A 24608-nucleotide genomic window follows, 5' to 3' on the forward strand; every position below is an offset into this window, starting at 1 on the left:
GCCCGCGCCCGCAGGCGATTCGGTCAGACCCGCGCGGGCCCGTGCACCTCGGGACGCACCGTGGCGTTGCGGATCGCCTCGAGCACCTCGTCGATCGCGCGGACGGAGTGCCCGCTGACGAACGTGTCGACGTACGGCAGCGCGGTGGCCATCCCCCCGACGAGCGGCTGGTACGACGCCGATGCGCGGCGCGGGTTGACCCACACGATGTGGTGGGCGAGCCGGGCCAGCCTGCGCATGGCCTCGCCGAGCAGCGCGGGGTCGTCGGTCTCCCAGCCGTCGGACACGATCACGACGACGGCGCCGCGGGCCACTCCCCGCCGGCCGTGCTCGTCCAGGAACGAGGTCAGCGCCCGGCCGATCCGGGTGCCGCCGGCCCAGTCCGGTGCGGCCCGGGCGACGGCGCGGTAGGCCACGTCCGGCGCGCCGTGCGCCAGCAGCCGGGTGAGCCGGGTCAGCCGGGTGGCGAACACGAACGCCTCGGCGTGCAGGGCCCGCACCGCCCCGCGCATCAGGTGCAGGTAGACCCGGGCGTAGGGCTCCATCGACCCGGAGACGTCGGCGATGAGGACGACGCGCCGCGGCCGGTCGCGGCGGCGGCGACGGATCTGCGCGACCGGGTCCCCTCCGGTGCGGTGAGACCTGCGCAGCGTCGCTCGCACGTCCAGCCGCCGGCCCGCCGGATGCCGACGGGTGCGTCGCGCGGCCCGGCGCGGGGGCACCAGCGGCAGCTGCTCCACCAGCGCCGTGATGAGCGCGAGCTCCTCCGGCGTGCAGGTGGCGAAGTCCTGCTGGGACAGGCGTTCCTCGGTGCTCATGGCCGCGAGCACGGACGAGTCCTCGTCCGCCGGATCTCCGTCCACCCCCTCCCCGGGGGTGGCGCTGGTGCCGCGCGGCCCGGTCGGCGACTCCCCGCCGCGACGCGGGTCCCCCGGCTCGCGCGGACCCTTCGGCCGGCTCGACGGGGGCGGTGGTGCAGCCGAGTCGCCGCGGAAGTCGGCGACGTCGGCGAAGCCCTGGAACACCTGCTGGAAGACTCGGTCGTAGGTCTCCACCTGCCCGTGCGCGCTGAGCAGCGTGACGCGGCCCGCCCAGTAGAGCTGGTCGACCCGGGTCGGCTCGACCAGCGCGACCGCCTCCGCGAAGCGGGCCGACCGCTCCGGGGTCACCGGGACGCCGGCGGCGTGCAGCAGCTGCCCGAACGCGGCCGCCACCGCGGCGAGGTCGGTCATCGCCAGGTCAGCCGTCCGAGACCCAGGCCAGGCCCTCCTCGCGGGCCAGGTCGTGGTCCTCCCGGTACTTCAGCACCGACCCCAGGGTCCGCTCCACCGCGGCGCCGTCGAGCCGGTCCAGGCCCAGCAGGGACACGGCGTTGAGCCAGTCGATGGCCTCCGCGACCCCGGGCGGCTTCTGCACGTCCAGGCTGCGCAGCCGCTGCACCGCGCCGGCGATCTGCGCCGCCAGGGCGGGCGGAGCGTCGGGCACCCGCAGCCGGACGATGTCGGTCGCGTGCGCCAGGTCCGGGTAGTCGATCCAGTGGTAGAGGCAGCGCCGCTTCAGCGCGTCGTGCAGGTCGCGGGTCCGGTTCGAGGTCAGCACCACGACGGGCGGGTACGCGGCCCGCACCGTCCCGATCTCGGGGATCGTCACCGCGGACTCGGCCAGCATCTCCAGCAGGAACGCCTCGAACTCCTCGTCCGCGCGGTCCACCTCGTCGATCAGCAGCACCGCCGGGCGCGGTCCGGGGTGCTCGATCGCCCGCAGCAGCGGCCGCCCGACGAGGTACTGCGGCCCGAACAGGGAGTCCTCGACCAGGTCGCCGCCCTGCGCCTCGGCCAGTCGGATGCCCAGCAGCTGCCGGGGGTAGTTCCACTCGTACAGTGCCTCGGAGGCGTCGATGCCCTCGTAGCACTGCAGCCGGATCAGCGGGGTGTCCAGCAGCTGCGCGAGCGACGCCGCGGCCTGGGTCTTGCCGACGCCGGCCTCCCCCTCGAGCAGCAGGGGCTGCGGCAGCCGCATGGCGCAGAACAGCGCCGTGGCCAGGCCTGGGTCGGCCAGGTAGCCCACGTCGCGCAGGCGGTCGACCAGGGTGTCGGGATCCGGGGCGATCTCGGCGAGGCTCACCGCAGCGGGTACTTCCCGGGCTCGCGGTCGAAGGCCCGCTTGCAGCCCGGGCAGCAGAACCACACGCTCACCCCGTCGACCTCGCTGTGCGGGGTGGAGTCGGTCGGGACGACCGTCATGCCGCACACCGGGTCGATCGTGGCCGCGGCGCCGTCAGCAACGGCCGCCACAGGGACAGCTACCTCCTCGGTGAGCAGCGGCAGCGTGCGCGCCCCCGCCGGCGCGTGCATCGTCGGCGGCTCCGCCTGCGCGAGCTGTGGCGCTCGCCGGGCGACCAGCTCGGCCAGGATCGACACCGCGATCTCGCCGGAGGTGCGCGCGCCAATGTCCAGCCCGGCAGGGGTCTTGACCCGCGCCCGGTCCTCCGGGGCGAGACCCATGGCGTCGAGCACGGCGTTGCCGCGGCGGGGACTGGCGACCAGCGCGATGTACGGGACGCCGGCGTCGAGCGCCGCCCGCAGCACCGCCTCCTCGTCGATCAGGCCGTGCGCGGCGACGACCACCGCATCCGCCAGGGCGGAGTCCGCAGGCGCTGCGCCGTCGGTCCCGGCCGCACCCGTCCCGGCCGCCCCGGTCTCCGCCGCGACGTCGTAGCCCATCGCCCGCCCCACGCGCTCCAGGGCAGCGACGATGGGGCTGCGTCCGTGCACCCGCACCAGGGGCACGGGCAGCACCGGCTCGAGGAAGATCTCCAGCGTCCCGCCGGACAGGCAGGGGTTGTGCACCACCGTCTTCCCGGGCTGGTCCGGCTCGGCCACCGGAGCGATGCGCAGCAGCTCGCTCTCACCGCGCTCCAGCAGCGCCAGCCCGTGCAGCCGTACCGTCGACTCCGCGCAGGACCCGCCGACGAAGCCCTCGATGCTGCCGTCGGCCAGGACCAGCGCCTCGTCGCCGGGCTTGGCCGAGGTGGGGCGCTCGGCCAGCACGACCCGCGCGTGCACGAACGGCACCCGCTGGGACCGCAGCGCCTCCGCCCGGTCCACGATCGTCGTGCCGGCCATCCGCCCCACCTCGACCTTCGCTCGTCCCGCTCCCGTTGCCCGGGTGTCCGCCGCTACTCGACCGCGAGGTCGGTACGGACCGGACGGCCCTGCATGGCCCGCCACACGTTCGCCGGGGTCAGCGGCATGTCGGCGTGCCGGATCCCGTACGGCGCGATCGCGTCCATCACCGCGTTGACCACGGCCGGCGGGGAACCGACCGTCGCGGACTCGCCCACGCCCTTCGCCCCCAGCGGGTGGTGCGGCGACGGCGTCACCGTCTCACCCGTCTCGAAGCTGGGGGTCTCGATGGCGGTGGGCAGCAGGTAGTCCATGAACGAGCCGCCGAGGCAGTTGCCGTCCTCGTCGAACGCGATCAGCTGCATCAGCGCCATCCCGATGCCGTCGGTGAGGCCGCCGTGGACCTGCCCCTCGACGATCATCGGGTTGATGCGCGGCCCGCAGTCGTCGACGGCGATGAAGCGGCGCACCTTGACCGCGCCCGTGCCCGGGTCGACGTCGACGACGCAGATGTACGCGCCGAACGGGTACGTCAGGTTCGGCGGGTTGTAGACCACGGACGCGTCGAGGTGGCCCTCGACGCCCTCGGGCAGCTCGAGGTTGCCGTGGCTGAGCATGGCGATCTCCTGGATCGTCTTGCCCTTCTCCTTGTCGCCCTTGACGTACCAGCGGCCGAGCTCCCACTCCAGGTCGTCCGGGGAGCACTCCAGCGCGGCGGCCGCGACGATGCGCGACTTGTCCTTGATGCGCCGTGAGACGACCGCGGCCGCGGCACCGGACACCGGGGTCGAGCGAGAGCCGTACGTGCCCAGCCCGAACGGGGTGTTGTCGGTGTCGCCGTGGATGACCTCGACGTCCTCGGGCGGGATGCCGATCTCGTGCGCGACGATCTGCGCGAACGTGGTCTCGTGGCCCTGGCCCTGGGTCTGCACGGACAGCCGCAGCTGGGCCTTGCCGGTGGGGTGCACGCGCAGCTCGCAGCCGTCGGCCATGCCCAGGCCGAGGATGTCCATGTGCTTGCGCGGCCCGGCGCCGACACCCTCGGTGAAGAACGAGATGCCGATGCCCATGAGCTCGCCACGATCGCGCTTCTCCGCCTGCTCGCGGCGCAGCTCGTCGTAGCCGGCGATCTGCATCGCCAGCTCGAGGGCGCGGGGGTAGTCCCCGGAGTCGTACTCCCAGCCGGTGGGCGTGGTGTAGGGGAACTGCTCGGGCTGCAGCAGGTTCTTCATCCGCAGCTCGGCGGGGTCCATCCCGAGCTCGGCCGCGAGCAGGTCGACCATCCGCTCGACCACGTAGACGGCCTCGGTGACCCGGAACGAGCAGGCGTAGGCCACGCCGCCGGGCGCCTTGTTGGTGTAGACGCCGGTGACCTTGCAGTGCGCGGACTCCAGGTCGTAGGACCCGGTGAAGATGTGGAAGAAGCCGGCCGGGAACTTGGTCGGCTGCGCGGTGCCGTTGAAGGCGCCGTGGTCGGCGAGCACGTCCACCGCGACCGACAGGATCTTGCCGTCGCGGGTCGCCGCGATCTTGCCGCGCATGTGGTAGTCGCGGGCGAACGCGGTGGACATCAGGTTCTCCGAGCGGTCCTCCATCCACTTCACCGGCTTCCCGGTGACGATGCTGCCCACGACGGCCAGCACGTAGCCGGGGTAGATGCCGACCTTGCCGCCGAACCCGCCGCCGATGTCAGGGGAGATGATCTGGATCTTCTGCTCCGGGATCCCGGCGACGATCGCGTACAGCGTGCGGTGGGCGTGCGGCGCCTGGTTGGTCGACCAGACGGTGAGCTTGCCGGTGATCTTGTCGAAGTGCGCGACGGTGCCGCAGGTCTCCATCGGGGACGGGTGCACGCGCGGGTAGAGCATGTCCTGCTCGACGACCACCTCGGCCTTGGCGAACGACTCCGCGGTCTTGTCCGCGTCGCCGGCCTCCCAGTCGAAGATGTGGTTGTCGGTCTTGCCCTCGATGTCGTCACGGATGACCGGGGCGTCGGCGTCCATCGCCTTCTTCGCGTCCATCACCGGGGTGAGGGGCTCGTAGTCGACGTCGATGAGCTCCAGCGCGTCGCGCGCGATGTAGCGGTTCTCCGCCACCACGAACGCGACCTCCTGGCCCTGGAACCGGACCTTGTCGGTCGCGAGGACCGCCTGGACGTCCATCGACAGCGTCGGCATCCAGGCCAGCTTGAGCGTCTCGAGCACCGCGCCGGTGATGACGGCCTTCACGCCGGGCAGGGCCTCGGCGGCGGAGGTGTCGATCGACAGGATCTTCGCGTGCGCGAACGGGCTGCGCAGGATCGCGCCGTACAGCATGCCGGGCAGCTGGACGTCGTCGACGTAGTTGCCGTGGCCGCGGACGAAGCGCTGGTCCTCCTTGCGCAGCATCTTCCCGAAGCCGATCGGGTTGCCGGCCTCGCTCACCGGCACCTGGGTCTCCTCGACGGCGGTCACGACGACACCTCCTCGGTGGCGGGGTTCTCGGCGGCCCAGCGGACGGCGCGCACGATGTTCTCGTAGCCGGTGCACCGGCAGATCTGGCCGGAGATGGCCTCTCGGATCTCGTCCTCGCTCGGGTCGGCGTTGTGGTCCAGGAGCCACCGCGACGTCATCAGCATCCCCGGGGTGCAGAAGCCGCACTGCAGGCCGTGCTTCTCGATGAAGCCGGTCTGCACCGGGTCCAGGCTGCCGCCGCTGTCGAGGTCCTCGACCGTGCGTACGCGGTGCCCGTCGGCCATGGCCGCCAGCACCGTGCAGCTCTTGACCGGCTCGTCGTCCAGCCACAGCGTGCAGGTGCCGCAGTTGGAGGTGTCGCACCCCCAGTGCGTCCCGGTGAGTCCGCAGACGTCGCGGACGAAGTGGACCAGGAGCAGCCGCGGCTCGATGTCCGCGGTCACGTCCTCGCCGTTGACGTTGATGGTGACCTTCACGATGCGACCCCCTGGGCGGCGGCGACGGAACGGGTGAGGGCGCGCAGGGTGAGCTCCTGGGCCAGGTGACGCTTGTAGTCGGCCGGGCCGCGCTGGTCGGCGGCCGGCTCGCACGACTCGGCCGCGATCCGGGCCGCCTCGGCGAGGTTGTCGGGGGTGGGCTCCTTGCCGAGCAGGAACTCCTCGGCCGCGGTGGACGTGAAGTGCTCCGCACCGACCGCGGTCAGGCCGAGCCCGACGTCGGCGACCGTGCCGCCGGAGAGCACGACGTACGCGCCCACCGACGCGATCGGCCAGTCGCCGACCCGGCGCTCGACCTTCTCGTAGGCGCTGCCGGCCCCCGGTCGGATGGGCACCCGGACCTCGGTGAGGATCTCGTCCTCGCCGACGACGGTCTCGTACGGGCCGACGTGGAACTCGCGCACCGGCACCGTGCGGGAGCCGCTGCGCGAGCGGATGACCACCGACCCCTTGAGGGCCGAGAACACCGCGGACAGGTCCTCGGACGGGTCGGCCTGGCACATCGAGCCGCCCACGGTCCCGCGGTTGCGGACCAGCGGGTCGGCGATGACCTTCTCCGCCTCGCGCAGGATCGCGTAGTGCTCGGCGAGCAGCGCGGAGTCCAGCACCTCGGCGTGCCGGGTCATCGCCCCGATGACGATCTCGTCACCCTCGACCCGGATGCCCTTGAGCTCGTCCAGCCCGTTGATGTCGATGACGGCCTCGGGCCGGGACAGCCGCAGCCGCATCATCGGGATGAGGCTGTGCCCGCCGGCCACCAGGCGGGACTCGGGTCCGAGCGAGGCGAGCAGCTCGAGCGCATGGTCCACGCTCGTCGCCCTCGCGTAGTCGACGGGTGCAGGTGTCTGCAAGGTCATCACTCCCTCGGGTGACGCGGTGCCGGGTCGGGGGTCGGGGGTCGGTTGTCGGATGCGGGAGGTGCGGCTGGGCCGGTCGCGGCCCGGCCTGCCTAGTCGCGGCTGCGGCGGCGCATCAGCCACCAGATCAGCGCGCCGACCACGAGCACGAGCAGGATCGCCGGGACGGCGCGCTTGGCGACCGGGGCTCCGGCGGTCGCCATCAGGTCGATGGCCTCGCCCTGGTGCGGCAGCGGGGCCGGCGCGGGACGCGGCGGCGGGGGCGGGGCGGCCACGCCCTCCTCGGCCGGACCGGTCGGTGCCGGGTGCTCCTCCTCGGCCGGGGCGCCGCCGGCGTCGGCCGCCATGAGCGCGGCCAGGTTGTCCGCGAACTGTCCGACGAGCCGCCCGGCCACGTCCTGCATCACGCCCCGGCCGAACTGGGCGGCCTTGCCGGTGATGGTGAGGTCGGTGGTGACGTCGACGCGGGTCACGTCCGGACCTTCCGCGGTCAGCTGGGTGTGCACCAGCGCCTTGGCGGTGCCGCTGCCGCGGGTCTCCTTGCCCATCCCCTCGATGACGGCGCGGTGGGCGTCGGCGTCCTTCTCCACGAAGGTCGCCTTGCCGCCGTACGTCATCGTGACCGGGCCGAGCTTGACCTTGACCTTGCCGTCGATGTTGTCCCCGTCGACGCCGTCGAGGGTCGCGCCCGGCATGCACGGGGCGATCCGCTCCACGTCGAGCAGGGTGGCCCAGGCCTGGTCGATACCGGCCGGGACCGTGAACGAGTTCTGCAGCTCCATGCCGGGGCTCCCGAGACGTCGTCGGTGGTGTGATGTTGACCACTCAACTACCAGGACCAAGGTCCTGCAACTCGGTCGACGTTAGTCCCGAACCGGGCGACCGTGAGCGGCTTCGCCCGAATCGGCGGCGACCGCGACGGGACGGTCGCTCCGTACGCTGTGCCCGTGACCGACACCCCCGCCGACTCCCTCGCCTCCCCGTCCGGCGGCAGCGTCCGGGTGTACCTGTGGGCGGCGGCCCGGGCGGCCGGCGGCACCGCCGCGCTGGACGTTCCGGCGGGGTCGTTGGCCGACGTCCTGGCGGCGGTGCAGGCGGCCTGCCCGCCGGCGCTCGGCGAGGTCCTGCCGCGCTGCAGCTACCTGGTGGACGAGGCAACGGTGCACGGCGACCACGCCGCGGTGGCCGTCGCCCCGGGGGCCCGGGTGGACGTGCTGCCGCCGTTCGCGGGCGGGTAGCGGCCGGTCCGGGGTACGGACCGACCCGAGGGGACGCTCCGGGGAGGTCAGCCGCCGATGGCCGACATCGGCCGGGACGGCTGGACGAACAGCGGGTCGTTGATGCCGTGCCCGCGCGCCTTGCTCGCCACGCAGGAGCGGAACCGGGCCTCGACCTCGGCCCGGGCCTGCTCGGGGGTCAGGTCGGGGTCGCGCAGCGCCGCCCGCAGGTCCAGCTCGGACCGGGCGAACAGGCAGGAGCGCAGCTGGCCGTCCGCGGTGAGCCGCAGCCGGTCGCACGCGGAGCAGAAGGGCTTCGTGACGCTGGCGATGATCCCGACGGTGGCCGGGCCGCCGTCGACCAGGAACTCCTCGGCGGGGGCGTTGCCGCGCGGGAGCGGGGTCAGCGACACGTGCTCGGACAGCCGCTGCAGGATCTCCTCGGCGGTGATCATCTCGCCGCGGTCCCAGGTGCCCCCGGCGTCCAGCGGCATCTGCTCGATGAAGCGCAGGTGCAGTCCCTCGTCGATCGCCCAGCGCAGCAGCGGGAGCGCCTCGTCGTCGTTGACGCCGCGCATCAGCACGGTGTTGACCTTGACCGGGTGCAGCCCGGCGGCTCGCGCGGCGGACAGGCCGAGCAGGACGTCGTCGAGCCGGTCCCGGTGCGTCAGGCGCAGGAAGCGCTCGCGGTCCAGGGTGTCCAGGCTGACGTTCACCCGCTCCAGCCCCGCCTCGGCCAGCGGGCGGGCCAGCCGGTCCAGCCGCAGGCCGTTCGTGGTCAGCGACACCCGCGGCGGCGTGGGCAGCGAGGTGATGTGGCGGACCACGGTGACGATGTCGGGCCGCAGCAGCGGCTCTCCCCCGGTCAGCCGTACCTCGTCGACTCCGAGGCCGATCGCGACGTCGAGGACCAGCAGCAGCTCCTCGGTGGTGAGCAGCTGCGGGCCGGGGATCCAGTCGGCGAAGTCCGGGGGCATGCAGTAGGTGCAGCGCAGGTTGCATCGGTCGGTCAGCGACACCCGCAGGTCGCGGTGGGCGCGGCCGAAGCCGTCGACGAGCTCGCTCATGCGCAGTTCACCCACTCCTCGGTGCCGTCGGCGAACCGTTGGTGCTTCCACACCGGGAGCCGCTCCTTGACCGTGTCGACGAGGTCGGCGCAGGCGGCGAACGCCTCCCGGCGGTGGTGGCTGCTGACGGCGGCCACCAGCGCGGCGTCGCCGACCTTGAGCGGGCCGGACCGGTGACCGACCGCCAGCGCCACCAGGTCGTGCCGGGCCGCCACCTCTGCGGCGATCTCCTGCAGCACCCGCTCGGCGGTCGGGTGCGCCTCGTAGTCGAGCGACTCGACCTCACGTCCGTGGTCGTGGTCGCGGACGACGCCCCCGAAGGACACCAGGGCGCCGGCGGACGGGTCGGCGACGACGCGTTCCATCTCCTCGACGGTCAGCGTCGTGGTCGACATCGCGGCCAGCCGCACCCGGTCCATCGCGGCATTATGCGCCCCCCGCTGCCGACCGGCGCGTCGAGTCGCATCCCTTTGTGGTGCCGGTTGCGCGCGCTGGAGCGCGCGCAACCGGCACCACACGCGCTCAGCCGGCCACGGGGTGCGAGGTGGCGAACAGTGGTGCGGGCTCCCACCGGCGCGCATACGCTCGCCGCATGCGGGAGGTGATCGGCGACCTGGTCCAGGCGCTCGACCGCGGCGAGCCGGCCGCGATGGCCACGGTGGTCAAGACCTGGCGGTCGGCCCCGCGCCCGGCCGGTGCCTCCCTGCTCGTCACCGCCGGCGGCGAAGCCGTCGGGTCGGTCAGCGGCGGCTGCGTCGAGGGCGCGCTGTACGACGTCGGCACCGAGGTCCTCGGCGACGCGGCGCCCCGCTACGAGACGTACGGCGTCAGCGACGACGACGCGTTCGCGGTCGGCCTGACCTGCGGCGGCATCATCGAGGTGTTCGTCGAGCGGGTGGACGAGGAGTCCTGGCCGGAGCTGCGCGGGCTGGCCCGCAGCGTCGAGGAGCACGAGCCGGTGGCGGTGGCCACCGTCGTCCGCGGCGACGGTCCGGTCGGACGGCACCTCGTGGTCCGGGCGGACCGGGTCGAGGGCTCCCTCGGCGACGACTACCTGGACCGGGTCGTGGCGGAGGAGGCGCGCGGACTGCTCGAGTCGGGGACGACCGCGGTCATCCACGTGGGCGCCGACGGCCGTCGGCTGGCCGACGAGCTCGAGGTCTTCGTCGCCAGCTTCGCCCCGCCGCCGCGGATGGTCGTGTTCGGCGCCATCGACTTCGCGGCGGCGCTGTGCCGGGTCGGCAAGCTGCTGGGCTTCCACGTGACCGTGTGCGACGCCCGTCCGGTGTTCGCGACCAGGCGGCGGTTCCCGGACGCCGACGAGGTCGTCGTCGACTGGCCGCACCGGTGGCTGGAGCAGCAGGACGTCGACCCGCGCACCGTGATCTGCGTGCTCACGCACGACCCGAAGTTCGACGTGCCGGCGCTGAAGGTAGCGCTGCGGACGCGCGCGGCGTACGTCGGTGCCATGGGCTCGCGACGCACGCACGAGGACCGGCTGGAGCGGCTGCGCGATGCCGGGCTCACCGAGGCGGAGCTGTCGAGGCTGCGGTCCCCGATCGGCCTGGACCTCGGCGCGCGCACCCCCGAGGAGACGGCCGTGTCCATCGCGGCCGAGATCGTGCTGGACCGGTGGGGCGGCAGCGGGGTGCGGCTGGGTACGACCGAGGGACCCATCCATCCCGGCGCCCCGCGCTGAGCGGGCCGTGACCGTCGCCGGGCTGGTGCTGGCGGCCGGCGGGGGCCGGCGGTACGGGCGCCCGAAGGCGCCGGTGGTCGTCGACGGGGAGCGACTGGTGGACCGCGCCGTACGCGTCCTGTCCGAAGCCGGCTGCGCACCGGTGGTCGTGGTCCTGGGGGCCTGGACGGGGGACGTGCCCGGCGCCCGCGTGGTCGACAACCCGGACTGGGAGACCGGTATGGGGTCCTCCCTGCGGGCCGGGCTGGCCGCGCTGGCGGACGTACCGGGCGTCGACGGCGTGGTGGTGTCGCTCGTCGACCTGCCCGGGCTGACCGCCGACGCGGTGCGCCGACTGGTACTCACGGGCGGCGGCGGACCCGAGGCGCTGGCGGCGGCGACGTTCGACGGGGCCCGCGGCCACCCGGTCCTGCTCGGCCGGGGGCACTGGGCCGGGGTCGCCGCCTCGGCGGCCGGCGACCGCGGCGCGCGGGCGTACCTCGACTCGATCGCGGACGACCTGGTGCTCGTCGAGCTCGGGCACCTCGCCGACGGCACCGACCTCGACCACCCCACCTGACCCCTCCCCCGGACCCCTCCTTCGCCCAGCACCCCCCACGCCCAGCACCCCCCACCGGTGGAACCTTCGACCGCGCAGGAGCCGCGCGGGCCTGGCCCGGGGTTCCACCAGCGGGGACGGGGGTGCCGAACGGGGTGGGTGGGGCTGCCGGGGGGAGGGGCGAGGGGGCCGGACGGGGGTGACGGCGTGGCCGCAGCGCCCCGGCGCGGGTGGCTCAGTCGGTGGCGAGGGCGGCCAGCACGGCGGCGACGGCGTCCGCCAGAGCGGCCGTCGGCACCGGGCCCGGTGCCGCCCCGTGGCCGAACGCCGCGGCGGGGACGCCGACGACGACCACCCGCCCGGGGAGCCGGCCCAGGGCGCGCTCCAGCGCCACGACGTCCGCGACGCCCAGCCCGTGGCTTCCCGTCCCGGCACCCAGCAGCAGGTCCGCGTCGTCCGCCGCCACCTCGCGCACCGCCACGACCGCGCTGCCGACGACGGCGTCGACGACAACCGCGCACGCGACCCCGCGCCACAGGTCCGGCAGGTCCACCGGCCGCGCACGCTCGACGACGCGCACCGCTGCGGCCGGTCCGAGCCGACGCGCGACCTCGCGCACGACCATCGGACCGGCGCCGTCGTCCCCGCGGTCGGGGTTCCCGATGCCGACAAGCACCGTGCCCCCCGTCGGGACCGTCACGAACGGGCCGACCCGGGCGAGACATCCTCCACGGTGAGCCGCAGCGCGTGGGTCGCGCACGAGATGCACGGGTCGTAGTTGCGCACCGCCTGCTCGCAGCGCAGCTGCATCTCGTCGTACGGCAGGTCCAGGTGCCGCTGCAGGAACCGGGTGAGGTCGGCCTCCATCCCCGCCAGGTTCTGGCTGGTCGGCGGGACGATGACCGCGTCCTCGATCGTGCCGTCGTCGTCCAGGCGGTAGCGGTGGTAAAGCAGCCCGCGCGGCGCCTCGCTGGCCCCGTGCCCGACACCGGCGCGCGGGGCCACGGGCACGGACGCCGGCAGGCCGGGGGCCCACGCGTCCAGCAGCCGCAGCGCCTCCTCGACGGCATACACCAGCTCCACCGCGCGCACCACGATGGACCGGAACGGGTTGCGGCAGGTGTCGCCCAGCCCGGCCGACGATGCGGCCTCCGCGGCCAGCGGCGAGAGCCGGTCCCGGTTGATGCTGAAGCGCGCCAGCGGGCCGACGACGTACGCCTCGCCGTCGAGCGTGGCGTGCAGCGCGTTGGAGCGGGCCACGTGCTCCTCGCGGACGTGGTCGAGGAACTCCGCCACCGGCCAGCGCTGCCCGGTGCTGGTGGCCAGGGTCCCCGCTTCCAACGGGTACCCGTCGTCGGTGACCAGCGCGAGGTACGGGTACGGCTGCTCGAGGTCCGGGAACGGCAGCCCGGCCACCGTCCGCAGCGTCTCCAGCGCGTCCTCGAGCGCCTGCTCCAGGGCCGGCCGGATGGCCGCCACCTCGTCCGCCGTGGGCAGCCGGTAGAAGCCCCCGACCCGGACGTTGACCGGGTGCACCGCCCTGCCGCCCACGAGCGACATCAGCGCGTTGCCCGCGGCCTTCAGCCGCAGCCCGCGCTCGACCAGCTCCGGGTGGTCGGCCGCGAGCGCGATCGCGCTGGGGTAGCCGAGGAAGTCCGGCGCGTGCAGCAGGTAGATGTGCAGCGCGTGGCTCTCGATCCACTCGCCGCAGTACAGCAGTCGCCGGAACTCCCGGACGTGCCCGGGAACCGCCACCCCGCAGGCGTCCTCGATCGCCCAGCAGGAGCTCATCTGGTACGCCACCGGGCAGATCCCGCAGATGCGCGCGGTGATGTCCGGCGGCTCGGTGTAGGCGCGCCCGCGCAGGAACGCCTCGAAGAAGCGGGGCGGCTCGAAGATGCGCAGCTCGACGTCGCGGACCTCGCCGTCGGACACCCGGACGTGCAGCGAACCCTCGCCCTCGACCCGGGCCATCGGGTCGACCTCGATGACGCGTACCTGCTCGCTCACGGGGTCGCCTCCTCCAGGCGCTGGCTCTCGCGCCGGAACGCCTCCGCGCCGGCGTTGAACGTGCGGAACGAGCGCACCAGGTCACGCCGCGACATGCCCAGGTCGGCCATCCGGGCCGCGAGTGGCGTCGGGTTCGCGGTGTCCTGCGGTCCGAAGCAGCCGTAGCAGCCGCGGCGGTACGACGGGCACAGCGCGCCGCAGCCGGCACGGGTGACCGGCCCCAGGCACGGTGTCCCGTCGGCCACCAGCACGCACGCGGTCCCGCGGCGCTTGCACTCCACGCACACCGATCCCGTCGCCAGCCGTGGGCGACGGCCCTGCACCAGGGCGAGCAGAACCTCGATCAGCTGGCCCTTGTCGATCGGGCAGCCGTACAGCTCGAGGTCCACCGTCACGTGCGCCGCGATCGGCGTGGACCGCTCGAGGGTGGTGATGTAGTCCGGGTTGGCGTACACGACGGAGGTGAACTCGGCGACGTCGGCGACGTTGCGCAGCGCCTGGATGCCGCCGGCGTTGGCGCACGCGCCGATGGTCACCACCGTCCCCGACACCGCGCGGACGTGCTGGATGCGCTCGGCGTCCGCGGCGGTCGTGATCGACCCCTCCACCAGGGAGATGTCGTACGGACCCGGCAGCTCGACGCTGGTGGCCTCCGGGAAGTACGCGATGTCCACGGCGGACGCGAGGGCGAGCAGCTCCTCCTCGCAGTTGAGGATCGTCAGCTGGCAGCCGTCACAGGACGCGAACTTCCACACCGCCAGCGTGGGTCGGGCGTTGGGGGCGGCCATGTCACATCTCCCGCACGGTCATCAGGGCGGCGACGTCGGCGTAGTCGAACACCGGTCCGTCCACGCACACGAAGTGCTCCCGCAGCTGGCAGTGGCCGCACAGCCCGATCCCGCACTTCATGTTGCGTTCCAACGACACCCGGACGCGCTGCGGTGCGACGCCGCGGTCGGTCAGTGCGACGGCGGCGTACCGCATCATGACCTCGGGACCGCACACCATCGCTAGCGCGTGCTGCGGGTCGAACCCGGCCCGGGGTATCAGGGCGGTGACCAGGCCCACCCGGCCCAGCCAGGTGCCGGGCCCGTAGTCGACGATCACCTGCACGTCCACGCCCTGGGACCGCCAGACGTCCTGCTCGGCCAGGAACAGCAGCTCGTCCGGGCTGCGGGCGCCGGCGAGCACGACGACGCGGCCGTAGTCGTCGCGGCGGTCGATCACCTCGAGGATGGCCGGCCGCAGCGGGGCCAGCCCGATGCCGCCGGCGACGAACACGACGTCGCCCCCCCTGCCGTCGGCGACGCCCCAGCCCGTTCCGTACGGGCCGCGAACACCGACCACGGTGCCGACCGGAACGCGCGCCAGCGCATGCGTGACGCCGCCGACGTCGCGGATCGTGTGCTCCAGCACGTCGGGGGACCCCGGGTCGCCGCTCACGCTGATGGGGACCTCGCCGATGCCGGTCAGGCCGATCATCGTGAACTGGCCGGCGGCGAACTCCAGCGCCCGGCCGTCCTCCGGCTGCAGCAGCAGGGTCACCGTGTCCGCGGTGTCGCGCCGCCGGCCCATCAGCCGGAACGGCCGCGGGCGCATCGGGTCCGCCGGGCCCGCGCCCGGACCCGGGCGGCGGGCGGTCAGCTCAGAAGTCGACGACATCGGGTTCGTCCTCCGGCACCTCGGCGCGCACCGGGGTCTCCTTGCCGTAGAGGTCCAGCATCCGCACCCGGGCCGCCATCAGCCGGTCGAACATGACGCCGCACACCCGTTGCAGCAGTGCGTATCCCAGTCGCGGGTCGCCCTCGCACTTGCCCCGCAGGCAGAGCCCGTCCAGGGACACCAGGCTGGTCTCGCCGATCGCCCGGGCGTCGAACATCCAACGGTGCGGCGGGACCAGCCAGGACCAGCCCAGCACCTCGCCGTCGCCGACGGTGTCGACGACCACGGAACCACCGGCGGGCCGGTTCACCTCCAGCGCGACCAGCCCGTGGCGGACCACGTAGAAGCGGTCGGCGTCGGCCCCCTCGCGGAAGAGGAACTGCCCGGGTCGAGCGTGCTCGTTGCGCGCGCAGCCGACCATCAGGGCGATGGCGTCGTCGTCCAGCCCGGCGAAGAACGGGTGCTCGGGCAGGTACTGCTGGATGGTCCTCACGGGGTCCCTCCTCCGGCTCCGGCGCCGGCGCCCGCTGCCGACGCCTGGTGGGCCGCCAGCGCGCGCAGCGTGGCGACCTCCTCTGTCAGGTCGATGCCCACGGGGCACCAGGTGATGCAGCGGCCGCAGCCCACGCAGCCGCTGGTCCCGAACTGGTCCTGCCACGCGGCGAGCTTGTGCGTCAGCCACTGGCGGTACCGCGCGGGGACCGACGACCGCACGCTGCCGCCGTGCAGGTACGACAGCTGCGAGGTGAAGCAGGAGTCCCACAGCCGCCAGCGCCGCACCGGGTCCCCGGCCAGGTCCTGCACGTCCTCGACCGTGGTGCAGAAGCACGTGGGGCAGGCCATGGTGCAGTTGCCGCACGCCAGGCAGCGTTGCGCGATGTCGTCCCACCGCCGGCTCTCGGCCGCGTCGTACAGCAGGTCGCGCAGGTCGGCGGTGTCCATCGACCGGCCCATCCGTGCTGCCGCGCCGGCGGTCACCCGGTCCGCGGCGGACCGGTCCTCGTCGGTCGCCTCCCTCGTCGGCACCCTGGCCAGGACCTCCTCGCCCGCCGCACTGCCCACTGCGACCAGGAACGCGTGCTCCGGCTCGAGCACCTCCGTCAGGCGCAGGTCGAAGCCGGCGTCGGCGCGCGGTCCGGTCCCCATCGAGGCGCAGAAGCAGGTGCCGGCCGGGTCCGAGCAGGTCACGGCCACGACCAGCACGTCAGCGCGGCGGGTGGCGTAGCGGACGTCCTGCGGCTGCCGGTCGCGCAGCACCGCGTCCTGCACCGCGATCGCCGCCAGGTCGCAGGACCGTACGCCCACGAGCGCGACCGGCGCCGGCGCGGGCAGGTCCGACCAGCCGTCGACATCCTCGACCCCACCGGCGCCGACCGGCTCGCGGGCCGGCAGGAAGGTCGGCTTCCAGGAGTCCACGGGTGCGGCGAACCCGAACACCCGCTGGTCGTCGCGGGTCGTCAGCCGGTAGGTCCCCGGCGCCTGCTCGTCGCCCACGGCAGCCGGCAGGTCGTCGGCGCCGGCCAGCGGCCGGTGCCGGAGCACCCCGTCACTCACCACCGGTCCGAGGACGGTGCGCCCGCCGTGGGCCAGTGCCGCCAGCAGGGCCGGCAGCCCGTCGAGGTCCAGTACCCGCGTGTCGACCGCGCTCATCGCCTCATCGCCGTTCCCGGGTCCGCGCTGCGGGTGCCGCCGCGGGCACCCGCCTGCTGCGAGCCTCGCGCCCGCGGCCGCCCGCGGGCCAGGGCCGTACGGCCCAGCAGCACCGACCACCCGGCCCCCGCCCCTGCGCCCCACCCCCGCTCCGCACCCCCACCCCCTGCGTTGAGTGCTCGCGCGTGGGGGTTTCGGGACGGTCCCGAAACCCCCACGCGCGAGCACTCAACGAGATCGGGGTCGCGCCGCATACCCTGGCCGGGCCATGGCCCGCCGCGACCCGCCCGAGCGCACCCCGCGGGGGCGCGCCCGCGACGGCCGCGCATCCCGCGACCGCGCATCCCGCGACCGCGCATCCCGCGACCGCGCATCCCGCGACCGCGCAGCCCACGACCGCGCAGCCCGAGACCGCGCACCGGTCGACCCGCAGGTCGCCGCGCTCCGGGACCTCGTGACCGACGTCACCCTGCGCGACCGGCACCGGCTGTCCCGGCGGCTCGGCCCGCTCGAACGCACCCCGGCGGGCGAGAAGCGCGACCGCGCCGTCGCGGCGTGGCAGGCCGACCTCGAGACCGCCCGGGCGCTGCTCGTGCGACGCGCCGAGGGCATCCCGACGGACCTGCACTACCCGCCCGAACTACCGGTGAGCCAGCGGCGGGACGACCTGCTGGCCGCGATCCGCGACCACCAGGTCGTCGTGGTCGCCGGTGAGACCGGGTCCGGCAAGACCACCCAGCTGCCGAAGATCTGCCTGGAGCTCGGCCGCGGAGTCGTCGGGACGATCGGCCACACCCAGCCCCGACGGCTGGCCGCCCGATCCGTCGCCGAGCGCATCAGCGAGGAGCTGCGGGTCCCCCTGGGGACCACCGTCGGCTACCAGGTCCGCTTCACCGACCGGGCGTCGGAGCAGACCTCGGTGAAGCTGATGACCGACGGCATCCTGCTCGCGGAGATCCAGCGCGACCGGCGCCTGCTCGCGTACGACACCGTCATCATCGACGAGGCGCACGAGCGCAGCCTCAACATCGACTTCCTGCTCGGCTACCTGGCCCAGCTGCTCCCGCGGCGCCCCGACCTCAAGGTCGTCGTGACATCGGCGACGATCGACCCGGATCGGTTCTCCCGGCACTTCGGCGGCGCGCCGGTGGTCGAGGTCTCCGGCCGCACCTACCCGGTCGAGGTCCGCTACCGACCCGACGAGGACGAGGACCGCGATCCGGTCGAGTCGGTCTGCGACGCCACCCGCGAGCTGGTCGCCGAGGGCCCCGGCGACGTGCTGGTGTTCCTCAGCGGCGAGCGGGAGATCCGCGACACCGCGGACGCCCTCGGCCGCCTGGCCCTGCCCCAGACCGAGGTGCTGCCGCTGTACGCCCGCCTGTCGGCCGCGGAGCAGCACCGCGTGTTCGCCCCCCACCCAGGGCGCCGCATCGTGCTGGCGACGAACGTCGCCGAGACCTCGCTCACCGTTCCCGGCATCCGCTACGTCGTCGACCCCGGCACCGCCCGCATCTCCCGCTACAGCAACCGGCTCAAGGTGCAGCGGCTGCCGATCGAGCGGGTGTCGCAGGCCTCCGCGAACCAGCGCAAGGGCCGCTGCGGCCGGGTGTCCGCCGGGGTGTGCGTCCGGCTGTACACGGAGGAGGACTTCGAGTCCCGGCCGGAGTTCACCGACCCGGAGATCCTGCGCACCAACCTGGCCTCGGTCATCCTGCAGATGGCCGCGCTGGACCTCGGCGACATCGAGTCGTTCCCGTTCCTGGACCCGCCGGACCGCCGCAGCGTCGCCGACGGGGTGGCCCTGCTGGTGGAGCTGGGTGCCCTCGAGCCGGGCAGCGCCCGGACCCGTCCGACGCTCACCCCGCTGGGCCGCCGGCTGGCCCGCCTCCCCCTCGACCCGCGCTGGGGCCGGATGGTGCTCGCGGCCGAGGAGCACGGCAGCCTGCGCGAGGTCCTCGTCGTGGCCGCGGCGCTGTCGATCCAGGACCCGCGCGAGCGGCCGCTGGACAAGCAGCAGGCCGCGGACGAGCAGCACCGGCGGTTCGCCGACCCGACCTCGGACTTCCTCGGCTACCTCAACCTGTGGAACTACCTGCGCGAGCAACAGAAGGCGCTGTCCTCCAACGCCTTTCGTCGCATGTGCCGCAGCGAGTTCCTGCACTACCTGCGGGTTCGCGAGTGGCAGGACCTGGTCGGGCAGCTGCGTCAGGTCGTGGCGGAGCTCGGCATGACGCTCAACTCCACACCCGCGGAGCCGGACGCGGTCCACCGAGCGCTCCTGCCGGGCCTGCTGTCGCACGTGGGGCTGCGGGACGAGCGGACCCGCGACTACCTCGGCGCGCGCGGTGCCCGGTTCGCGGTCTGGCCGGGCTCGGCCCTGGCGAAGAAGCCTCCTACCTGGGTGATGGCCGCAGAGCTCGTCGAGACCACCCGGCTGTGGGCGCGCGACGTGGCGCGGGTGGACCCGCTCCACGTCGAGGAGGCCGCCGCCCACCTGGTCAGCCGTACGTACAGCGAGCCGCACTGGTCGGCGAGGTCCGGCGCGGCGATGGCGTACGAGCGGGTCACGCTGTACGGCGTGCCGCTGGTGACCGGCCGGAAAGTGGCCTACGGGCGCATCGACCCGGAGGCGGCGCGCGACCTGTTCCTCCGGCACGCGCTGGTGCAGGGCGAGTGGCGCACCCACCACCGGTTCTTCCAGCACAACCGGGACCTGGTGGAGCGGCTGGAGTCGCTGGAGGACCGGGCCCGACGCCGCGACATCCTGGTCGACGACGACACGCTGTACGCCTTCTACGACGCGCGGGTCCCCGCCGAGGTGGTCAGCGTGCGGCACTTCGACTCCTGGTGGAAGCAGGCCCGGCGCCACGATCCTGACCTGCTGACCCTCTCCGAGGACGACCTGGTGAACCCCGACGCCGGCTCGGTGTCGGCCGAGGACTACCCGCTGGTGTGGTCCTCCGGCGGCGTCGACCTGCCGCTGTCCTACCGGTTCGAACCCGGCACCAGCGACGACGGGGTCACCGTGCACGTCCCGCTGGCAGCCCTCCACTCGGTGTCCCCCCGGGAGTTCGAGTCCCAGGTCCCGGGGCTGCGCCGCGACCTCGTCGTCGCGCTGCTGCGTACGCTGCCCAAGGCGCTGCGCAAGCAGCTCGGACCCGCGCCGGACGCCGCGGACCGGCTGCTGCCCGACCTCGCCGCGACGGATCCCGACGCCGCGCTCACCGACACCCTGTCCCTGCTGGTCCGGCGCCACCTCGGCGTCGTCGTACCGCCCGACGCCTGGGACCCCGACCGGCTGCCGGACCACCTGCGGGTGACGTTCCGGGTCGAGGACGAGAGCGGCGCGGTCCTGGGCGAGGGCAAGGACCTGGCGAGGCTGCGCGACGCCCTGGCGCCGCGGACCGAGGCCCTGCTGTCGCGCGTGGGTGCCGACCTCGAGCGCACCGGGCTGACCGGCTGGCCCGACCTGGCACGGATCCCGACCGAGGTGGTCCGTGCGGTAGGCGGCCGGGAGGTGCGCGGCCACCCCGCCCTGGTGGACGAGGGCGCGACGGTCGCGGTTCGCGTCCTGGCGACCCCGGCCGAGCAGCAGGCCATGCACCGCCACGGCGTGCGGCGGCTGCTGGTCCTCGCCAACCCGGGGGCAACGGCGGCGCTGCAGCGTGGCCTCGACACCCGGCAGAAGCTCACCCTCGCCCGCAACCCGGACGGTTCTGTCGCGGGGCTGCTGACCGACGCCACCGAGGCCGTCGTCGACGAGCTGGTGGACCGCCACGGCGGTCCGCCCTGGACGGCCCGGGAGTACGACGCCCTGGCCGAGCGGGTGCGGGCCGAGCTGCCCGACGCGCTCCTCGGCACGCTGGTCGAGGTGGAGCCGGTGCTCGCGGCCTGGTGGGACGCGCAGTCCCGGCTGGAGGAGCTGCGGGCCCCGTCGCTGCAGCCCGCCGCGGACGACGTCCGCGCCCAGCTGGCCGACCTGCTGCGGCCCGGGTTCGTCCGCGACCACGGCCGGGCCCGGCTGCCGGACCTGCGCCGCTACCTGCAGGCCGTCGTACGCCGGCTGGACCGCCTGCCGGACAACCCGGGCCGCGACCTGCTGCACATGGAGCAGGTCGACCAGGCGCGCCGCGCGTACGAGGAGACGGTGGCGACGCTGCCGCTCGCGCGCCGCGAGGACGACGACGTCCGTCGGCTGAGGTGGGCGCTGGAGGAGCTCCGCGTCAGCCTGTTCGCGCCCGAGCTGCGCACCGCGTTCCCGGTGTCCGTCACCCGGATCACCCGAGCCCTGTCCCGGCTCGCGGACGGGCCACCCGGCGACGGGAACGATCCGGGGTAGCCTGACGACCCATGCGTGCCCCTTCCCCCGCGCACCGCTGGACCCGTGCCCTGGCCGCCGCGACCGTCGTCGGGCTGCTGCTGACCGCCGCCCCGGCCCTCGCGGACGACGCCGCCCCTCCGGTCCCGACCGACCCGTCGGTCCCCCTCGACCCGGTCAACCCCGGCGCGCCGACCGACCCGACGGTCCCCACAGACCCGACCGTGCCGACGGACCCGACCGTGCCCACCGACCCGACGGCCCCGAGCCAGCCCGCCGGGCCGGCCGACCCCGCCGTCGCGACCGGCTCGGTGGCCGCGCTGCTGGACGAGCGGACCCCCCGCTGGTCGGACCAGGCGGTGCTGGTGACCGGCAACGCCCGCACGAAGAAGCGCTGGGTCCTGGTCTCCCGCTGGGACCGGCAGGACGACGGGACCTGGATGCTGGACGGCGAGGTGGCCCGCGGGCACATCGGCTCCAACGGCTGGGGCAAGCAGCGCCGGGGCGACCGCAAGACACCCGTGGGCGTGTTCACCCTCACCGCGGCCGGCGGCTACCTGCCCGCGCCCGCCGGGACCCGGATCCAGTACGACCACCGGCCCTGGCGCTACTACAAGACGACCCGGTTCGCCGACTACGTCGTACGGATCAACTACAACGTGCCCAAGAGCCACTGGGGCGACCGACCGACGACCGACGCCACGATCAAGTGGAACCGCGGCAGCGGCATCTGGCTGCACGTGGACTCGACCACCGGGCGCGCCACCGCCGGGTGCGTGTCGCAGCCGCGCGAGGACATGGCCGCGACGTTGTCCTGGCTGGACCCGGCGGACCGGCCGGTGATCGTGCTCGAGCCCGGCGCCTACCGGGTCAAGCCGCGCTAGCGCCGTACGTCGCCCCGCCGGACACCGGCGCCGCAGCGCACAGAGGTGAGGCGAACGGTCGCTACCGGGCCCGCGGCGCCCCGGGTAGCGACCCGTCGGCTCACATCTGCGAGGCGGACCACGACTCCGTGCCGGCGCCGCCCGCCCGCTCGGGTCGCCGGGACGTCGGCCGTCACCAGGACGTCGGCAGCGGCCGGCCCTCGGCGTATCCGGCGGCCGACTGCAGCCCGACGACCGCCTTGTCGTGGAACTGCGGCACCGTGGCCGCGCCGGTGTAGGTGAAGGCAGAGCGCAGCCCGCTCACAATCCCGTCCAGCAGGTCCTCCACCCCGGGCCGCGCCGGGTCGACGTACATCCGCGAGGACGAGATCCCCTCCTCGAACAGCGCCTTGCGGGCCCGGTCGAACGGGGAGTCGTCCAGCGTGCGCGTGCTGACCGCACGCGCCGACGCCATCCCGAAGGACTCCTTGAAGGGGCGGCCCTCGGCGTCGTGCTTGAGGTCGCCGGGGGACTCCAGCGTCCCGGCGAACCACGACCCGACCATCACCGCGCTGGCCCCGGCCGCCAGCGCGAGCGCCACGTCGCGCGGGTGCCGGATGCCGCCGTCCGCCCAGACGTGCCCGCCCATGTCGCGCGCCTGCGCGGCACACTCCAGCACCGCGGAGAACTGCGGCCGGCCGACGCCGGTCTGCATCCGGGTCGTGCACATCGCGCCGGGACCCACGCCCACCTTGACGATGTCCGCGCCGGCCTCGAGCAGGTCGCTCACGCCCTCCGCGCTGATGACGTTGCCGGCCACGACCTTGGCCGGGTTCGAGCCCCGGACGGACCCGACCGCGGACAGCGCGTCGAGCATCCGGTCCTGGTGGCCGTGCGCGGTGTCCACGACGAGCACGTCGGCGCCGTGCTTGAGCAGGGCCTCGGCGCGGCCGGCCACGTCGCCGTTGATGCCGAGTGCGACGGCGACCCGCAGCCGCCCGTCGCCGTCCACGGCGGGGCGGTACAGCGCCGACCTCAGCGCACCCTGCCGGGTCACCAGGCCGACCAGCCGGTCGTCCACGGAGACGACGGGGGCGAGCCGTCGATTGGCCTCGTGCAGCACGTCGAACGCCTCGCGCGGGCTGATGCTCTCCGGCAGGACCAGCGGGTCGGCCGTCATGACCCGGTGGACGCGTGTGAAGCGGTCCACGTCGGCGCAGTCCCGCTCGGTGACGACGCCGACCGGGACACCGCCATCGACCACGATCGCGGCACCGTGCGACCGCTTGGTGATCAGCGCGAGCGCCTCCCCGACGGTGTCCGTGGGGTCGAGGGTCACCGGGGTCTCGAACACCGGGTGCCGCGACTTCACCCACGCGATGACGTCGCCGACCACGTCCTCGGGGATGTCCTGCGGAATCACGGCGATCGCGCCCCGCCGCGCCACGGTCTCGGCCATCCGGCGGCCCGACACGGCGGTCATGTTGGCCACGATCACGGGGACCGTCGCGCCGGAGCCGTCCACGGTCGCCACGTCGACGTCCTGGCGTGACGCGACCGCCGACCGGCGGGGTACCAGGAAGACGTCGTCGTACGTCAGGTCGTACGCGGGGCGGTGCGCCGGCAGGAACTCCACCCGGCCAGGGTAGGTCGGCCGGACGTGAGAGGGGTCACGACGCGGACACGAACGGCCGGGTCGGCGCGACTCCCCTCCCCTGACGCCACTAGCGTCACAGGTGTCAGGCGGGCCGGCGGTCGACCCCGGTGCCGCTCACGGCCGGACCCCGACGCGGGGTCGGAGAGGGGTTCCCGATGCGCAGCATCACCCGCAAGGTCGCACTCGTCGCCGCCGGGCTGCTGCTGGCAGCACCGCTGGCCGCCTGTAGCTCCTCCTCCTCCGGCGGTGACTCGGGCACCCTGTCGAAGGACCAGTACTGCACCGACATGACCCCGATCTGGTCCGGCGAGGACCTGCCCGACCCGGACGTGCAGGACCAGACCGAGCGTGACCGCGTGGTCGGCCTGATCGACACGGCGACGTCGGCCAACTCCTCCTCGTCCGTCGCCCTCGGGGTGATGACCCAGGAGGAGGCCGACTCCGTCAACGCCGCCCTGGCCGCGCTGAAGAAGATCTACTCCGGCTCCGCCGAGGCCGCGCAGAAGGCGCTCTCGGCCGGCAGCGAGGAGGAGCTCATCGCGGCCCTCGGCCTGTCGCAGGAGGAGTGGGACGCCCTGCAGGCGGAGGCCACCGACACCGCCACGACGAAGGTCGAGGAGTTCTGCGGCGCCTCGGCGGCACCGAGCGAGTCCGCCAGCTGATCGCCGATTCCCGGCGTACGGGCCACCCGGCAGTAGACCGGGTGGCCCGCGTCGTCCCCGGGGTGCCCGCGTGACCGCTGACACTCGTGTGGCTTCCGCGGAAGATACACATCGGACGCCCAGCGGTCCGACGGCCCGTTATGGGGGCGGCCGGCACGCTGTGGCCCGCACCCCGCGGAGCCCGCACTCCGCCCGGCCGCCCACCGGGCAGGAACGGACGCGGTCGCCAGCTACCGCAGCGCTGAAACGATCTTCCGCGGAAGATCCACTTCTGTCCGCGCCCGGGCCGGTCGCCGCGTACGTCCGCCGGCGGCGGGTTCCCTGCGTCGGGCG

Annotated in this window: 22 protein-coding genes; 6 read left to right on the forward strand and 16 right to left on the reverse strand. The window is 74.2% G+C overall.

Going from position 1 to position 24608, the window contains the following annotated elements; all coding sequences use genetic code 11:
• Positions 1–23: 23 nt before the first annotated feature.
• The 7 genes from R2737_01440 to R2737_01470 all read right to left on the reverse strand — a co-directional run bounded on the left by R2737_01440 (position 24) and on the right by R2737_01470 (position 7714).
• Positions 24–1232, reverse strand: a complete 1209-nt coding sequence (locus R2737_01440) for a VWA domain-containing protein (GenBank protein MEZ5114904.1) — start codon at positions 1230–1232, stop codon at positions 24–26.
• A gap of 7 nt (positions 1233–1239) precedes the next feature.
• Positions 1240–2124, reverse strand: coding sequence for a MoxR family ATPase (locus tag R2737_01445; GenBank protein ID MEZ5114905.1), 885 nt, complete (start codon positions 2122–2124; stop codon positions 1240–1242).
• Complete coding sequence (locus tag R2737_01450) at positions 2121–3125, reverse strand: XdhC family protein (GenBank protein MEZ5114906.1); 1005 nt, start codon at positions 3123–3125, stop codon at positions 2121–2123. The genes R2737_01445 and R2737_01450 overlap by 4 nt, the downstream gene beginning before the upstream one ends.
• A gap of 53 nt (positions 3126–3178) precedes the next feature.
• Entirely contained in the window at positions 3179–5578 is a 2400-nt protein-coding gene (locus tag R2737_01455) for an aerobic carbon-monoxide dehydrogenase large subunit (protein MEZ5114907.1), read from the reverse strand.
• A complete protein-coding gene (locus R2737_01460; protein MEZ5114908.1) occupies positions 5575–6054 on the reverse strand; it encodes a (2Fe-2S)-binding protein in 480 nt (159 codons plus the stop codon). The genes R2737_01455 and R2737_01460 overlap by 4 nt, the downstream gene beginning before the upstream one ends.
• On the reverse strand, positions 6051–6932 hold the full coding sequence (locus R2737_01465) for a xanthine dehydrogenase family protein subunit M (protein ID MEZ5114909.1): 882 nt from the start codon (positions 6930–6932) through the stop codon (positions 6051–6053). Before R2737_01465 ends, R2737_01460 begins: the two co-directional genes overlap by 4 nt.
• A gap of 92 nt (positions 6933–7024) precedes the next feature.
• Complete coding sequence (locus R2737_01470) at positions 7025–7714, reverse strand: SRPBCC family protein (protein ID MEZ5114910.1); 690 nt, start codon at positions 7712–7714, stop codon at positions 7025–7027.
• Positions 7715–7879: 165 nt separating this feature from the next.
• Between R2737_01470 and R2737_01475 the strand changes: the two genes are divergently transcribed.
• The gene (locus R2737_01475) at positions 7880–8170 is read left to right on the forward strand and encodes a MoaD/ThiS family protein (protein ID MEZ5114911.1); all 291 of its coding nucleotides are present in this window, start codon (positions 7880–7882) and stop codon (positions 8168–8170) included.
• 47 nt (positions 8171–8217) lie between these two features.
• On the opposite strand, the gene moaA is transcribed toward R2737_01475, so the two are convergent.
• Both moaA and R2737_01485 read right to left on the reverse strand, forming a co-directional pair.
• Positions 8218–9216 (reverse strand): GTP 3',8-cyclase MoaA, encoded by a 999-nt coding sequence (gene moaA / locus R2737_01480; GenBank protein MEZ5114912.1) that lies wholly within the window; start codon positions 9214–9216, stop codon positions 8218–8220.
• Positions 9213–9635 (reverse strand): molybdenum cofactor biosynthesis protein MoaE, encoded by a 423-nt coding sequence (locus R2737_01485; GenBank protein ID MEZ5114913.1) that lies wholly within the window; start codon positions 9633–9635, stop codon positions 9213–9215. The genes moaA and R2737_01485 overlap by 4 nt, the downstream gene beginning before the upstream one ends.
• 173 nt (positions 9636–9808) lie before the next feature.
• Between R2737_01485 and R2737_01490 the strand changes: the two genes are divergently transcribed.
• Positions 9809–10915, forward strand: a complete 1107-nt coding sequence (locus R2737_01490) for an XdhC/CoxI family protein (protein ID MEZ5114914.1) — start codon at positions 9809–9811, stop codon at positions 10913–10915.
• Positions 10916–10922: 7 nt separating this feature from the next.
• Entirely contained in the window at positions 10923–11474 is a 552-nt protein-coding gene (locus tag R2737_01495) for a nucleotidyltransferase family protein (GenBank protein MEZ5114915.1), read from the forward strand.
• A 214-nt stretch (positions 11475–11688) separates the two neighbouring features.
• On the opposite strand, the gene R2737_01500 is transcribed toward R2737_01495, so the two are convergent.
• The 6 genes from R2737_01500 to R2737_01525 are packed head-to-tail and all read right to left on the reverse strand — an operon-like array spanning position 11689 to position 16775.
• Positions 11689–12129: a hydrogenase maturation protease gene (locus R2737_01500; GenBank protein ID MEZ5114916.1), complete on the reverse strand. Its 441-nt coding sequence runs from the start codon at positions 12127–12129 to the stop codon at positions 11689–11691.
• A gap of 20 nt (positions 12130–12149) precedes the next feature.
• A complete protein-coding gene (locus R2737_01505; protein MEZ5114917.1) occupies positions 12150–13463 on the reverse strand; it encodes a Ni/Fe hydrogenase subunit alpha in 1314 nt (437 codons plus the stop codon).
• Positions 13460–14251 carry a hypothetical protein gene (locus R2737_01510; GenBank protein MEZ5114918.1) on the reverse strand — a complete coding sequence of 264 codons (792 nt, stop codon included), beginning with the start codon at positions 14249–14251 and terminating at the stop codon, positions 13460–13462. Before R2737_01510 ends, R2737_01505 begins: the two co-directional genes overlap by 4 nt.
• 1 nt (position 14252) lies before the next feature.
• Entirely contained in the window at positions 14253–15125 is an 873-nt protein-coding gene (locus tag R2737_01515; protein MEZ5114919.1) for an FAD/NAD(P)-binding protein, read from the reverse strand.
• Positions 15109–15618 (reverse strand): cyclic nucleotide-binding domain-containing protein, encoded by a 510-nt coding sequence (locus R2737_01520; GenBank protein MEZ5114920.1) that lies wholly within the window; start codon positions 15616–15618, stop codon positions 15109–15111. The genes R2737_01515 and R2737_01520 overlap by 17 nt, the downstream gene beginning before the upstream one ends.
• Complete coding sequence (locus R2737_01525; GenBank protein MEZ5114921.1) at positions 15615–16775, reverse strand: 4Fe-4S dicluster domain-containing protein; 1161 nt, start codon at positions 16773–16775, stop codon at positions 15615–15617. The genes R2737_01520 and R2737_01525 overlap by 4 nt, the downstream gene beginning before the upstream one ends.
• Positions 16776–17229: 454 nt before the next feature.
• Between R2737_01525 and hrpA the strand changes: the two genes are divergently transcribed.
• Positions 17230–21114, forward strand: coding sequence for an ATP-dependent RNA helicase HrpA (gene hrpA, locus R2737_01530; protein MEZ5114922.1), 3885 nt, complete (start codon positions 17230–17232; stop codon positions 21112–21114).
• A gap of 11 nt (positions 21115–21125) precedes the next feature.
• Complete coding sequence (locus R2737_01535) at positions 21126–21977, forward strand: L,D-transpeptidase family protein (protein ID MEZ5114923.1); 852 nt, start codon at positions 21126–21128, stop codon at positions 21975–21977.
• 172 nt (positions 21978–22149) lie between these two features.
• Here the strand turns inward: R2737_01535 and R2737_01540 are convergent, their stop codons facing one another.
• Positions 22150–23592 (reverse strand): GuaB1 family IMP dehydrogenase-related protein, encoded by a 1443-nt coding sequence (locus R2737_01540; protein MEZ5114924.1) that lies wholly within the window; start codon positions 23590–23592, stop codon positions 22150–22152.
• Between the two features lie 176 nt (positions 23593–23768).
• Here R2737_01540 and R2737_01545 point away from each other — a divergent pair, with 176 nt between their 5' ends.
• Positions 23769–24275, forward strand: a complete 507-nt coding sequence (locus R2737_01545; GenBank protein ID MEZ5114925.1) for a hypothetical protein — start codon at positions 23769–23771, stop codon at positions 24273–24275.
• Positions 24276–24608: the final 333 nt, after the last annotated feature.

This window comes from Candidatus Nanopelagicales bacterium (assembly GCA_041393815.1).
Taxonomy (GTDB): Bacteria; Actinomycetota; Actinomycetes; order S36-B12; family JAWKJK01; genus JAWKJK01.